Origin of the sequence: Enterobacter sp. PGRG2, assembly GCF_030291195.1 — a bacterium.
GTDB lineage: Bacteria > Pseudomonadota > Gammaproteobacteria > Enterobacterales > Enterobacteriaceae > Enterobacter_D.
In genome coordinates, this window is the sequence record NZ_CP127837.1 from 3,546,270 (window position 1) to 3,559,913 (window position 13,644).

10 protein-coding genes and 1 riboswitch are annotated in these 13,644 nt (G+C 59.9%); of the genes, 3 read left to right on the forward strand and 7 right to left on the reverse strand.

The window, feature by feature from the left end; genetic code table 11:
• Positions 1 to 4 precede the first annotated feature (4 nt).
• The 7 genes from QRD42_RS15880 to QRD42_RS15910 form a co-directional block, all read right to left on the reverse strand.
• The gene (locus QRD42_RS15880; RefSeq protein ID WP_321987596.1) at positions 5 to 1,945 is read right to left on the reverse strand and encodes a methyl-accepting chemotaxis protein; all 1,941 of its coding nucleotides are present in this window, start codon (positions 1,943 to 1,945) and stop codon (positions 5 to 7) included.
• A gap of 153 nt (positions 1,946 to 2,098) precedes the next feature.
• Positions 2,099 to 5,698 (reverse strand): urea carboxylase, encoded by a 3,600-nt coding sequence (gene uca, locus QRD42_RS15885; protein WP_321987597.1) that lies wholly within the window; start codon positions 5,696 to 5,698, stop codon positions 2,099 to 2,101.
• Between the two features lie 253 nt (positions 5,699 to 5,951).
• A complete protein-coding gene (locus QRD42_RS15890) occupies positions 5,952 to 6,587 on the reverse strand; it encodes an urea amidolyase associated protein UAAP2 (RefSeq protein WP_072568705.1) in 636 nt (211 codons plus the stop codon).
• A gap of 11 nt (positions 6,588 to 6,598) precedes the next feature.
• The gene (locus QRD42_RS15895) at positions 6,599 to 7,327 is read right to left on the reverse strand and encodes an urea amidolyase associated protein UAAP1 (RefSeq protein ID WP_318363710.1); all 729 of its coding nucleotides are present in this window, start codon (positions 7,325 to 7,327) and stop codon (positions 6,599 to 6,601) included.
• Positions 7,327 to 8,109, reverse strand: a complete 783-nt coding sequence (locus QRD42_RS15900) for an ABC transporter ATP-binding protein (RefSeq protein WP_321987598.1) — start codon at positions 8,107 to 8,109, stop codon at positions 7,327 to 7,329. Before QRD42_RS15900 ends, QRD42_RS15895 begins: the two co-directional genes overlap by 1 nt.
• Complete coding sequence (locus tag QRD42_RS15905; protein ID WP_318375135.1) at positions 8,106 to 8,921, reverse strand: ABC transporter permease; 816 nt, start codon at positions 8,919 to 8,921, stop codon at positions 8,106 to 8,108. Before QRD42_RS15905 ends, QRD42_RS15900 begins: the two co-directional genes overlap by 4 nt.
• Positions 8,921 to 9,979: a putative urea ABC transporter substrate-binding protein gene (locus tag QRD42_RS15910; protein ID WP_321987599.1), complete on the reverse strand. Its 1,059-nt coding sequence runs from the start codon at positions 9,977 to 9,979 to the stop codon at positions 8,921 to 8,923. Before QRD42_RS15910 ends, QRD42_RS15905 begins: the two co-directional genes overlap by 1 nt.
• A 55-nt stretch (positions 9,980 to 10,034) precedes the next feature.
• A riboswitch (guanidine-I (ykkC/yxkD leader) is annotated at positions 10,035 to 10,132 on the reverse strand.
• Positions 10,133 to 10,682: 550 nt separating this feature from the next.
• On the opposite strand from QRD42_RS15910, the gene QRD42_RS15915 reads away from it, so the two are divergent.
• From QRD42_RS15915 to QRD42_RS15925, 3 genes are all read left to right on the forward strand, one after another.
• Positions 10,683 to 11,177 (forward strand): SH3 domain-containing protein, encoded by a 495-nt coding sequence (locus QRD42_RS15915; RefSeq protein ID WP_072568710.1) that lies wholly within the window; start codon positions 10,683 to 10,685, stop codon positions 11,175 to 11,177.
• Between the two features lie 121 nt (positions 11,178 to 11,298).
• The gene (locus tag QRD42_RS15920) at positions 11,299 to 12,255 is read left to right on the forward strand and encodes a hypothetical protein (RefSeq protein ID WP_072568711.1); all 957 of its coding nucleotides are present in this window, start codon (positions 11,299 to 11,301) and stop codon (positions 12,253 to 12,255) included.
• A 31-nt stretch (positions 12,256 to 12,286) separates the two neighbouring features.
• On the forward strand, positions 12,287 to 13,644 hold a 1,358-nt coding region (locus QRD42_RS15925), incomplete at its 3' end, for a serine/threonine-protein kinase (protein ID WP_321987600.1).

Genomic DNA, 13,644 nt, shown 5'->3' on the forward strand with positions numbered 1-13,644 from the left:
AACCCTAAGCCTCCAGCCGGAACTGCGCCACCGTCTGCGCCAGCTGCCCCGCCTGATCCTCCAGCGAGCTGGCTGCCGCTGACATCTGCTGCACCAGCGCGGCGTTCTGCTGAGTCACGCCGTCCATCTCATTCACCGCGATGGTCACCTGACTGATGCCGCGCGACTGCTCTTCCGAGGCATTGACGATCTCGCCGATAATACTCTGCACCGAGCTCACCGCCTGGGTCATCTCCTGCATGGTTTTACCGGCGTCCTGCACCAGCTGCACGCCGCTTTCCACGCGCTGGGTCGACTCCTCAATCAGGGTGGCGATCTCTTTCACCGCGCTGGCGCTGCGCTGCGCCAGGTTACGCACCTCGGTCGCCACCACCGCAAAGCCACGCCCCTGTTCCCCTGCGCGCGCCGCTTCGACGGCGGCGTTGAGCGCGAGGATATTGGTCTGGAAGGCAATACTGTTGATCATGGTGGTAATGTCGCTGATTTTGCGGGAACTCTCGTCAATCTGCGCCATATTCTGCACCACCTGCCCGACCAGTTTTTCACCGCGACTGGCGATGCGGGTGGCGTTCGCCGTCAGCTCGGTGGCCTGATGGGCGTTGCTGGTATTGTGTTTAACGGTAGCGGTGATCTGCTCCATGCTGGCCGCCGTCTGCTCCAGCGCCGCAGCCTGTTGCTCAGTACGGGAAGCCAGATTCAGGTTGCCGCTGGCGATCTCCTCCGCCCCCTGGCGCACCGACAGGCTGGCGTCTTTGATCTGCCCGACAATCTCCCGCAGTTGCGTCTGCATGGTATTGAGCGCGTAGAACAGGCTGCTGCGATCGTTGCCGTGCACGGTAATCGCGTTGCTGAGGCGTCCATCGGCGACCGCCAGCGCGAAGCTTGCCGCCTGACGGGGTTCGCCGCCCAGCGGTTTAAGCACTTTGCGGCTGAACACCAGCCCCAGTAAAGCGCTGACAATGACGATGCTTAACACCATCAGCGCAATGGCCCACATCAACTGGCGGTTAGCCGCCGCCATCACCAGACTGACAGGCGCGACCACGCCCAGCAGCCAGTGCTCATCGCTGTTGCCGACGGTAATCGGCTGCCAGGTGACCAGCGCGTCTTCGCCGAGGATCGGATCGTGGCGTTCAGCCATGGTGCTGCTCAGGCTGCCCACCGGTTCGGACCAGGCTTTGCTGGTCAGGGATTTATCAGGATACGCGACAATTTTACCTTTACTGGACAGCAGCACCGCATAACCTGCGCCATGCCAGGGTTTGATCTGCGCGATTTTGTCCTGTAGCGAGGCGAGTGAAATATCGGCCGTCACCACTGCCCACAATTTCCCCTCCTCGACAATGGGCGCCGCCACGGAGGTGAGCAGCGTATCGACGCCGTTATAGGCGTAAGTGTACGGTTCGGTAACGGTGTCTTTGCGGGATTTTTGCGGCAGCAGATAGTAATCCCCCTGCCCCGGCGTCAGATAACTGGTCAGCGGGTGCATGCTGTATTTGCCGCCCGCGTCTTTATCAACAAACCAGGCGTAGCGACCACCGGGCGCCTGGCCCGGCAGCGCGGCAAACTCGGCGTCACGCCCGTCGAGGGCGTTCTCTTCGAAAATCACGGACATTGAAAGATATTCAGGATTGGCGCGCAGGGTATATTCCGCCATTTTGTCAGCAATGGCGCGGTCTGCCTTGCCTGCCGCCGGTAGCGCGATCAGGTTATGACCAAGGTTGCGCGCCACATCGCGGGCATAGCTCAGTTCATGCTGCACTTTCAGCGCATTCGTTTGCGCGATTTGTTGCAAATACTCTTCGGCCAGTTGTTTTTGCTGACGGCTGGATTGCCAGCTCAGCACGCCGATGGTCACCGCAAAGCCCAGCGTAATGGTCAGTGCGCCGGTCAGCAGCATTTGTGCGCGTGTACTTAATGTTTTCTTATTGTGTTGTGTTGCCATTACGGCTCTCCCCGGAGTTGCAGATTCTGTGTGGCACAGCCTGTGCAGCAACATCCCTCACAGGATCTATCGGCGCGGGGAGAGATAACTTCATCGCAAAAGGAAATTATTCCATTTACATCTAAATTACATCCCTGTAACCAACTGAAGTCTTTAGTGTTCTGTGATCACCACCACACACTGACCGGCGCGCACCGGAGATCCGGGCTGCACGCGCACCTGCTCCACCACGCCGTCCGCGCTTGCCACCAGCGGGATCTCCATTTTCATCGACTCCAGCACCACCAGTACGTCGCCTTCACGCACCTGCGCGCCGGGTTCGACGTTAACCTGCCACAGATTTCCGGCAATGGGACTGTCGATGCCGCGCTGACCAGGTTTAAGTGCCGCATCGTCGCTTTCATCCGCTGTCGCCTCATGGCTGTCGAAATGGGCCTGACCGGAGGCTTCCCAGCGCTGGCGCTCGGCGTTAAAAGCGGCCTGTTGATGGCGACGGGCCGCGGCGATGCTGTCGGCTTCCGCCGCCAGAAACTGCTGGTACTCCGCCAGACGCAGGGTTGTGGTTTCAATGCGCAGCGGATAACGCCCCGTCGGGAAATCCCGGCGGATGTCGAGCAGTTCCTCTGCCGATACCGGATAAAAACGGATCTGATCGAAAAAGCGCAGTAGCCAGGGCTTGCCGCCGAAGTCCGGCAGCTCATGATAGCGATCCCACATTTGCAGCGTGCGTCCGACGAACTGATAGCCTCCCGGTCCTTCCATGCCGTAAACGCACATATAGGCCCCGCCAATACCCACCGAGTTTTCCGCCGTCCAGGTACGCGCCGGGTTATATTTGGTGGTCACCAGCCGGTGCCGCGGATCGAGCGGTGTAGCCACAGGCGCGCCGAGATAGACATCCCCCAGCCCCATCACCAGATAGCTGGCGTCGAAGACGGTTTTATACACCGCGTCGATATTTTCCAGGTCGTTAATACGGCGGATAAACTCCAGGTTGCTCGGACACCAGGGCGCATCACGCCGCACGGTGGTCATGTATTTGTCGATGGCTTTCTGGCACGCCGGATCGTCCCAGGAAAGTGGAAGCCAGACGATGCGCGATGGCACCTGTAAATCCTCCTGCTGACAGACCCCGCGCCAGGCTTCCGCCACCGTCTTCAGCAAGGTGGCGAGCGGCATCGCGTCAGGCTGGTAGTGGATTTGCAGCGAGCGAATGCCGGGCGTGAGGTCGATTACGCCGGGCAGCGCCAGCGCCTCCAGCGCCTGCATCAGCCCGTGACCGCGAAAACGCAGCACCAGATCCAGCTCCGCGTCGCCGATTTCCAGCAGCAAATGCGTATCGCCTGACAGCCGCGCCACCAGACGCTTATCGCCATGCCCGGTCTCCATCACCACCGGCGAGGCGAACGGTTCCGGATGCCAGTTGATACTGACCGGCGCAAGCGACGCCAGCTCCTGCGCCCGGGCGTGAGCCAGCAGTCGCGCAGTCTCAATACTTACCGGCACAAAGCGCACCTTATCCCCGGCATTGAGCTGCCCGAGCTGATACAGATCCGCTTCAATAATAGTGACCGGGCAGACAAATCCGCCGAGGCTCGGGCCGTCCGGCCCAAGGATCACCGGCATGTCGCCGGTAAAATCCACCGCGCCTATGGCGTAAGGGTTGTCGTGGATATTCGACGGATGCAGACCCGCCTCGCCGCCGCTTTCGCGCACCCACTCCGGTTTCGGGCCGATTAAGCGCACGCCGGTCCGGCTGGAGTTGAAATGCACTTCCCAGTCGGTGGCGAAAAAGGTGTCCATGTAGCCGGGTGTGAAATATTCCGGTGCGCCGTGCGGGCCGTAGATCACCCGCAGTTCGCGCACCGCCGGCAGCCGGGTGTGCAGCGCATCGGGCAGCGCCGCCCCGGTGCGGGTATCGGTGAGCGGCGTCAGGTGCAGCACATCGCCGGTGCGCAGCGCGCGCCCGGCATGGCCGCCGAACTGCCCGAGCGTAAAGGTGCTTTTGCTGCCGAGATACTCCGGCACCGCAAAGCCGCCGCGCAGGCAGAGATAGCTGCGCACGCCCTGCGCCGTCAGATCACCCAGCCGCAGCGTCGCCCCTGCCGGAATGGCAAACACGCGGTTCATCGTCTGCGGCTCGCCGTCCAGCGTGATCGCCAGCGCCGCGCCGGTAACAACGGCCACGGCGGCAGTATTAAACTTCAGCGTCGGGCCGCTCAGGGTGATCTCCAGCGCCGCCTCGCCGGGCGCGTTACCCAGTAAGCGGTTGCCAAGCCGCAGCGCGCGATCGTCCATCGGGCCGGACGGCGGCACCCCCACTGCCCAGTAACCGAGGCGGCCCGGATAATCCTGCACCGTGGTCTGGGTGCCGGGGTTTAACACTTCCAGGGTATCAGCCTGATAATGCAGATTTTCCAGGCAGCGCGTCCACGGCTGGCCGCAGGCAAAAGGCGCGTCCGCGATAATTTGCCGCAGATAGTGGCGGTTGGTCTCCACGCCGTACAGCCGGGTCTGCGCCAGCGCCTCATCCAGCGCGGCGATGGCCTGGTCACGGGTGGGCTGATGGGTGATGATTTTAGCGAGCATCGGATCGAAAAACGGCGGCACCTCGCAGCCGGACTCCACCCAGGTGTCGATACGCAGCGCCTGGCGATCCTGCAGCGGGAACACCACTTCGGTCAGCAGACCGGGGGACGGCTGAAACTGACGTCCCGGATCTTCGGCGTACAGCCGCGCCTGCACCGCATGCCCGCGCGGCGTGAGGGTGGCGGCGATGTCGCGCAGCGGCGGCAGATCCCCTGCCGCCAGTTCGATCATCATGCGCACCAGATCCACGCCCCACACCTGCTCGGTGACGCCATGCTCCACCTGTAAACGGGTATTCACTTCGAGGAAGTAAAACTGCCCGGCGTCGCTGTCATAAACAAATTCCACCGTACCGGCGCTGCGATACTGCACCGCCTGCCCGAGACGCACAGCGGCGGCGCACAGGGCTTCCGCCATGCCGTCAGGCAAACCGGGCGCGGGGGTTTCTTCCAGCACTTTCTGGTTACGACGCTGCACAGAGCAGTCGCGCACGCCGAGGGCGATCACCTCGCCGCGACCATCGCCGAAAATCTGCACTTCCAGATGACGCGCGCGCTGGATGTATTTTTCAATGAATACTCCCGCGTCGCTGAAGTTGTTTTTGCCGAGGCGTTGCACTGCATCAAAGGCATCAGCCAGCGCCTGCGGCGTATCGCAGACGCGCATACCGATCCCGCCGCCGCCCGCGGTGCTTTTCAGCATCACCGGGTAGCCGACCTGTTCCGCCGCCGCCAGCGCCGCGTCGCTGTCCGCCAGCAGATCGGTACCTTCGAGCATCGGCACGCCGTGCTGTTTTGCCAGGGCGCGGGCGGTATGTTTCAGGCCAAAGACGCGCAGCTGCTCTGCCGTCGGGCCGATAAAGGCGATGCCCGCGGCGTCGCAGGCGTCGGCAAAGGCGGCGTTTTCCGAGAGAAAGCCATAACCCGGATGAATGGCCTGCGCACCGGTGTCACGCGCGGCGGCAAGAATTTTATCCACCTGGAGATAGGTTTGCGCCGCCGGGCCGTTGCCGAGGCAGATCGCTTCGTCCGCCTCACGGATATGCAGGCTGCTGGCATCCGATTCAGACCAGACGGCGACGCCCTGGACGTTGATGTCGCGCAGGGTGCGCAGAATGCGGCAGGCAATGGCCCCGCGGTTGGCAATAAGGAGTTTAGTGAACATGATCCAGCCCCGAACCGTGGCGGGTCGTCCCGCCGGAAAAGTGTCGCCGCCTGGTCGTCCAGGGGGAAAATTTATTTGGATTATCCGTTTACGCCCGGCGGCGCAGGCTTGCCGGGCCTACAAACTTACAATCATCATCGATCCGTAGGTCGGGTAAGCGCAGCGCCACCCGACAAAAGCCCGCCTCATTTCAGCCGGTTGGCACGCACTTCGAACAGGCGGAAAATCGCGCGGCGCAGTTTTTGTAAGCGCGTCAGTTCCATACCAGCACCTCCGCCGGAGTCGGGTTCCAGCCGTTGCAGGGATTATTCAGCTGCGGGCAGTTGGAAATCAGCACAATGACATTGCATTCGGCGCGCAGCTCGACGTATTTGCCCGGCGCAGAAATGCCATCGGCAAAGGTCAGCCCGCCCTCCGGCGTCACCGGCACGTTCATAAAGAAATTGATGTTCGCGCCGATGTCGTGCTTGTGCAGACGACCATCGTGCAGGCAGGCGCAGAGAAAGTTATCCCTGCAGCTGTGCATATAGCGCACCTCCGGCGAGTAGCGCACGGTGTTGCTCTCCTGGGCGCAGGCGCCGCCGAGGGTGTCGTGACGCCCGCAGGTATCGGCCACGATGGTCAGCAGCGGATTGCCCAGCCCCGACCAGAGTACGCTGCCGGTAGTCAGGTAAGCATTTCGCTGACGGCGCAGCGTGCGCTGGGGATCGTAGCGCTCGCGCGGGTTATCGGCGTTATAGAACAGCGTATCGATCGCCTGATTGCCTTCCAGATCGACCAGGCGCAGCGTCTGCCCGCGTTTAACATCAAACAGATAATGCTCCCCTGCCGGGATCACATGGCGGAACACCGCCTGCTGCGGATTTTTTTGGCTTTCAACCAGCGTCATGATGCGTCTCCTTACAGGGCAAACAGGTGAGTGTTATCCAGCGCGCGACCGTTTTCCGGGCGCGTTAACAGCGCGTGTTCCGCAGCCTGCGGATCGTCCGCCGTGAACCAGCTGAGCGCCACCGGGCGCGGGGCGTACTCCGGGTCTGGATCCAAAGGATGTTGTAACGAAGTGAGCACGATCAGCGTATCCATCGCCGCATAGAGTTCGACGACACTTCCCGGCGCGGAAAAATCCCGCTGAAAATGGAAACGCCCGTCTTCATCCACGCTGACCTTGCTGAAAAAGTTGACCACCATCAGCAGATCTTCGAGGTTCAGATCCCACTTGCCCATCTCCACCAGCAGGTTATCCATGCCATTGCGGTAAAAACCGTTGCGTCGCTCTTGATAGCGCCCTTCGCCGTATTTCTCCAGCGTTTCCGCCGCGTTCAGCACGCCGCCGAAGGGATCGTGCCAGCCGCAGCTGTCTGTCAGAATGCCGGTCAGCACACGGCCCATATCCGAGTAAAAGCAGTGCCCGGCGGTCAGCCGCGCGGTGTGCTGACCTTTCAGCGTGTCCGGCAGATTCAGGCGTTCACTTTTTTCATGGGCGTTAAGCATCATCATGCTGACGTTGGCCCCGCCGTGCAGATCGGTCATGCGCAGGATCTGCCCACGCTTGAGAATAAAAGAGAGATGGCCGCCGCCGGGGACGGTTTCCTCCCGCAGCGCGGGGGCGGAATGATACTGTTGCGTCATCAGATGTACTCCTTCATGGATACGACGTTAACCGGGGCCGCGGCCATCACTTCCGCCATGCGCGCTTCGTTAAGCGGAATGTCGTAGGTAATGCGCGCGCCATACGCATTAGGTTCGTGGGGATCAATTCGCACTTTGTCGAACACCAGCAGACGGGTGCCGAGGTTGAAGCCCTCGGACAGGTCATGAGTGACCATAAACACCGTCATGCGGGTTTCGCTCCACAGCTGTAAAAGCAGGCCGTGCATGTCTTTGCGGATGCCGGGATCAAGCGCGCCAAAGGGCTCATCAAGCAGCAGCACGCGCGGCTGCATAATGAACGCCTGGGCGATGGCCAGCCGCTGTTGCATCCCGCCGGAGAGCTGCGCCGGGTATTTATGCAGCGCCTGTCCCAGCCCCACTTTGTGCAGCATCTGCGCCGCCTGTTCCCGGGCGGCTTTTTTACGGTTGCCGAAGAGCCGCCCGAGCAGCGGCGCATGGGGCAGTTCAAGGCCAATGGCCACGTTATCCAGCACGTTGAGGTGCGGAAATACGGAATAACGCTGGAATACCACGCCACGGCTGCGATCCGGCTCGGCGGTCAGGGGTTTGCCGTCAAGGGTGATAGTGCCGCGGCTGGGCGCTTCCTGGCCGAGCAGCAGACGCAGGAAAGTGGATTTGCCGCAGCCGGACGCGCCGACCATCGAGCAGAACTCCCCTTCCCGGATTTGCAGGTTAACCCGCTCCAGCACCACATGATCGCCGTACTCCTGCCAGATATTGTTGATACTGATAAAACTCATGCTTTGCCCCCTTCCGCCCACGGGAAACAGACGCTGTGCAGTTTGCGCAGGGCCAGATCCATCAGCCACGCCAGCAGCGTGATCCACACCACGTAAGGAATGATCACGTCCATCGCCATGTAGCGGCGCACAAGGAAAATTCGGTAACCCAGCCCGGCGGTGGACGAAATCGCTTCGGCGGAAATCAGGAACAGCCATGCCGAGCCCAGCAGCAGCCGCAGCGAGGTCAGCAGGCGTGACAGCAGTTGCGGCAGCACCACGCGCAGTACCAGCGTCCAGCTGTTCGCGCCGAGGGTCTGGGCTTTGATAATGATCTCCTGCGGAATTTCACGGGCGCGGTGCTCCAGATCCCGCGCCAGCATCGGCGTGATGCCGATAACTATCAGCATGATTTTCGACAGCTCATCCAGCCCGAAGACGATAAACAGCACCGGTAAGATCGCCAGCGGCGGGATCATCGACAGCACGGTCATCAGCGGCGACAGCGACGCCCGCCACAGCGGGAAAACGCCGGCGGTAATGCCGATGCACAGGCCGAGCAGCGACGCAATCAACAGCCCGGTCAGCAGACGCGCCAGACTCATCAGGGTGTCCATCCAGAACAGGTAATCACCGCTGCGGCGGTCTGGCGTGAACGCCATCCGGTCAAGCGCGCTCAGCATCTGATCCAGCCCCGGCAGCAGCTTGTCATGCGGGTTGGCGTCAAGCCGCACTGCCGAGCTGATGAAGTACACCGCCAGCAGCAGGATAAACGGCAGTAGCATCAGCATGATGTGCATACCCCGGGACGGATGGCGGTTAATCTGGCGCATCAGAGCGTCCCGGCCACGGCCATTTTCAGGAAGCTGTCGTCAAAGCGCAGCTTAATATTGCTGGCATCGCCCTGAGTAACGTTGCCGGGGAAAGCCATGCCGATGAAATCCGCGCTCTGTGCGCCATCGCCGAGCAGACCTTTATCAAAGGAAAACTGCGCCACGCGCTGCATGGTTTTTGCCAGATCGGCCGAGGTGGTGAACGTGAGGTTATCCGCCGGGGTATAGAACAGATGAGTGGTTTTGAGCTGCGCCTGGTAGCCCGCCAGATCGGTGCCGGAGGCCGCCGCCATCGCATTAAGGGCTTTCGCATCCTGCGCTTTCATCAGGCCCATCATTTCATACCAGGCGCCGGTCAGGGCTTTGCCGAGCGCGGGATTGTCTTTCAGGGTGGCGGTGTTCACCACCATCATGTCGATAAGTTCCCCTGGCACCGCAGCAGAGCTGAACACTTCCGTCGCCTGCGGCGTACTCTTGATCACTGACAGCTGCGGATTCCATGCCACCGCCGCTTCGACGTCCGGCGTACTAAAAGCAGAGACAATATCCGCATCGGAGGTATTCACCACCGTTACGTCACGTTCGGCAAGCCCGGCTTTCTCCAGCCCGCGCACCAGCAGATAGTGGGACACCGACAGCTCCGGCAGGTAGATCTTCATGCCCTTCAGATCCGCCAGCGTTTTGCCTTCGCCTTTCATCACCACGCCGTCGTTGCCTTCCGAGTAGCTGCCAAGGATCAGCGCGGTGGTATCGACGCCGCCCGCAGCCGGAATCGTCAGCGCATCCATATTGGTCATGGTGCAACCATCAAACTGGCCCGCAGTGTACTGATTAATGGATTCGATATAGTCGTTAAGCTGCACAACATTGATTTTAATGCCGTATTTACTGGCCCATTTGTCGATGATTTTGTCACCCGCAATGGTGCCCCAGGGCATCCAGCCGGCGTAGATGGTCCAGCAGACGTTGAACTCTTTTTTGGCGGCAGCAAGGGCTGGCAGGCTGGTCAGCATCACAAGTGACAGCGCGAGGGTGCGGAGCAAGGGAAATGTCTTCATGGTTCGACCTCTGGTTGGACAAAAAGGGGGCAGCGCGACACCATCTGGTGCTGCTGTCTCCCGGGTTTTTGTCCCGCCGTGTAACCTCACAGAGGTCGCGTGCTCTCGGACCAGCATTCACATGAGTGAACCGGAACCCTAGCCCGCTATTTTTTACAGATAATTGTCTGATGCGCTGCCTTCTGAAATGAATAAAGCAAGCGCTGTGCCAGTTTTATCTTTCCCCGGCGGCGGTGATTTTCACGGGCGATAAGGAGGCGGTGAGCGAAAATAGCGACCCAAAATGGGGCAGTGCCGCAAAGCGGTGCAGGCGTCTTTTTCACCGGCAGGCGTAAGGCACGTTTTGATGCGCTGATTTAACCTAAGAAAAATCTCTTTTTTTAGTCGATTGTCACGTGCGAAATAACGCAATATAGCCTTTACTCAACACCATAAGATAAGCTGGGATTAACCCCTGTCAGGTAAGGGATAAGAATCAACTTAATCTCATACTTATGCATGATGGCGGTTTATTCAGCATTGTGAGAGGCGGGCTGGCAAACGCCATTGAATTGTTAATCAGTCAATGTAAAATCATAAAGATGATGCTAATCCATGTTAATTGCTTTACCGTTTTGCGTTGGCAGATTTGCCGGTGCACCGGTTATCCAGGCAGCATGGCATATTTCACGTCGGGTTCAACTTTATTGCAGGGAAAGTTACGATGAATTTGCGAAGCTTGTTACTCCTTTTAGTGGTCAGCACCGTCGTGGGGTGTAAAGCGCCGCCGCCGAAAATCACCGACGATACCATCGTGACCAGTCAGGTAAATGGTGTAACGCTGACCCACCGTCATATTGTGGTCCCGCCTAAAGAATTTAACCCGGTTAACGATGAATACCGGGCGATGTACCCCGGCTCCATCCTCAGCAAGCCCGATTTCAGCGGCAAGGTGCTGGGCGAGCTGAAAACCGGCGAAACCTATATGGTGTTAGGTTTTGTTGAACAATCCTGGCTGGCCATCAGCACCACGGATAACCCTCAGTTGCTGGGCTACGTGCCGCAGCGCGCCATGGTGGTCAGCGAGCGTTACGAGCAGGCGCTGAAAAGCGACCGTCCGCGTCCGAAACGCGCGGCGAAAAAATCCACCTGCGTGGCCGTGGACGACAGCAGCAAAGCCTGTCAGAAAGGCGACAGCGGTACCTGGATCATCGACTGAATTCACAACGGGGAGCAGATGCAACGTCGCTCCCCCTTCTCATAAGATAATTCTGAACTAAAATACGTATCCAGGGTGATGAAGTCGCAACTTCATTTTTCACAGGCTAACAAGGATTTTTATGAAACTCTGGCTCTCCGGTCTGGCATTGCTTCTGGCAACCACTACCGCGTCAGCTGGGAATTATCGCATCGTGCAATCCCCTTCGCAGAAGCTGGATGTCTGGATAGACGATATAAAGGATAACTCCCCGCAAAGCTGGTGCGCCGCTGAACTCCCGCTGCGTATTACCACGATGGGCGATAAAAACCCGTTCATTCTCAGTAACTTTATGCCACGCCTCGGCAAACTGCTGTTGAGTCAGTGCAGCACCCTGACGCAGATTAGCTGGCAGCTGGTGGATCCGCAGGATCATGTGCTGGCGACCGGCACCGCCAGTAAAGAGAGTGACTGGGCGCTGGATATCGCGCCGCAAACGCTGGAGCCGGAAGGCGCACCGGCGCAGGCCACCCTCTCCGCCCCGGCCGATCGCACCCCCTGGCTGGAATTTACCCTGCAGGATGGCTGCCATCTGCGCACCTTCTGGCGCGGCGATGCCAATGCCTCGGCGCTGTTTATTCCCGCCAAAGCCCAGGATCAGTGTGAGAAAGGCGGCTGGTTGAACGGGCGCAGCGAGATGGTGCAAAGCGGCGTCAATGGCGATAAGCGCATGATGATGACCTTTGTGCACGGTTTCCCGGTCAGCGGATTAAGCAGCGCGGTGAATGCCGATACGCTCCTTATCACCAGCGTCAATAATGAACGCATGGTGGTCAGCAACGAGCAGGCCCCGCAGAGCTGGATGATTTTGCCTTACAGCCCGGAAATTAACGGCTGGAAAAGTAACGGCACGGTGGCCGTCGAAGTGTCCCGTGAACTGGCGCTGGACGAAGCGCGATTACAGACGCGCCTGAATGCGGTACGCAAGGTCTGGTCGCAATGGCTGGAGCCGGGCACACCGCTGACGCTGCTGTTAATCGATAATTTGCATCCGCAACTTCGCGACCCGGCCGCCGGTTCGTGGCGCACGCAAAAATGATCACGTCCGTCTGGAACAGAGAAGCCGCATAATGACAACCAGCGATTACACTCCAGCGATAGCCGACGCTCTGCCGCCGGGCTATCGTTTTGACGAATTTGAAATACAGGACGTTTTGCAGACCACGCCGTGCGAGATTGTCTATCGTGCGTGGGATCATCAGCTGGAACGCGCCGTTATCATTCGCGAATATATGCCGCGCGCGATGGTGGTGCGCAGCGATGACATGCACCTCGGGCTACGCAGCCAGCAGGATCATCCGGCATACAGCGCAGGTCTTACCGCCTTTATTCAGGACGCCCGCCGCCTGGCGAAGTTTAACTATCCGGAACTGGTACAGGTGCTGCGCTTCTGGACGGAAAATGACACCGCCTACACGGTGACGCGCTATTACAGCGGCATCACCCTGGCGGAACTGCATCAGCAACAGCCGGACGTGCTGGACGAAGAGTGGGTGCGTCGTATCCTGCCAATGCTGTGCGGCGCGCTGGCGGCGCTGCATGCGGAAGGCGTGATCCACCGCGATTTATCGCCGAAAAGTATTCAGATTCAGGACAACGGCGTGCCGCTGCTGCTGACCTTTGGCGTCTCCCGTCCGCAGGGCGACGAGGTACGCGATCTCAATACCACTATGCTGCATGCGGGCTATGCGCCGCTGGAGCAGTACAGCAGCGATCTGGAAAATCAGATCGGACCCTGGACCGATATTTACGCCCTGGGCGCGGTGCTCTATACGCTGATCACAGGCGTTGCGCCCCCAGCCAGCGTGACGCGCAGCATTCAGGACAACTGTATTCGTCTCACGGAAAATCCACCGGCAGGCTGGTCACCGGCGCTGTTACGGGCCGTGGATCAGGCGCTGGCGCTGAAACCGGAAGCCCGTCCGCAGTCAATTGAAGCCTTTGCGGCGCTGGCGGAGATCAATACCCATCGCAGCACTGAAATTGGCGGGCTGAAAAAAACCGGCACGATGCTGGTGCCGGTAGAAGAAGCCGCGGCGGCAAAACCGCTGTGGGCGCGCGTTAAATCGCCATTGCAAATCGCCGCAGGCGTGCTGGTCGGGGTGATCGTCGGGGCTTTATTGTTCCGCGGCGAGCCTGCGGAGGTTCCCGATGCGCCACCAACCGCGACGGCTACCCCAACGGCCACGCCGGTGACGCCAACGCCTGCGGGCGGGCTTATCGCGCGGGTGTATATTCGCATGAGCGATGCGGATCATCTGCTGGTAAACGGCAAGCCGCAGAAGGCGGTGGCCGCGTCGAGCGGGTTCGCGTTTATTCAGCTGCCGGCCGGGAAGTATGATATTACGCTGCAAAGCGGCAGCCAGACGCATACGCAGTCGCTGGCGATCGCCACGCCGGGTACCTGGCTGATTAATCCGCAGGGGTG

Bases quoted from the DNA above. Each gene is read 5' to 3' on its own strand.
- QRD42_RS15880 (WP_321987596.1), bottom strand. From the start codon at position 1,945: ATGGCAACACAACACAATAAGAAAACATTAAGTACACGCGCACAAATG.
- uca (WP_321987597.1), bottom strand. From the start codon at position 5,698: ATGTTCACTAAACTCCTTATTGCCAACCGCGGGGCCATTGCCTGCCGC.
- QRD42_RS15890 (WP_072568705.1), bottom strand. From the start codon at position 6,587: ATGACGCTGGTTGAAAGCCAAAAAAATCCGCAGCAGGCGGTGTTCCGC.
- QRD42_RS15895 (WP_318363710.1), bottom strand. From the start codon at position 7,327: ATGACGCAACAGTATCATTCCGCCCCCGCGCTGCGGGAGGAAACCGTC.
- QRD42_RS15900 (WP_321987598.1), bottom strand. From the start codon at position 8,109: ATGAGTTTTATCAGTATCAACAATATCTGGCAGGAGTACGGCGATCAT.
- QRD42_RS15905 (WP_318375135.1), bottom strand. From the start codon at position 8,921: ATGCGCCAGATTAACCGCCATCCGTCCCGGGGTATGCACATCATGCTG.
- QRD42_RS15910 (WP_321987599.1), bottom strand. From the start codon at position 9,979: ATGAAGACATTTCCCTTGCTCCGCACCCTCGCGCTGTCACTTGTGATG.
- QRD42_RS15915 (WP_072568710.1), top strand. From the start codon at position 10,683: ATGAATTTGCGAAGCTTGTTACTCCTTTTAGTGGTCAGCACCGTCGTG.
- QRD42_RS15920 (WP_072568711.1), top strand. From the start codon at position 11,299: ATGAAACTCTGGCTCTCCGGTCTGGCATTGCTTCTGGCAACCACTACC.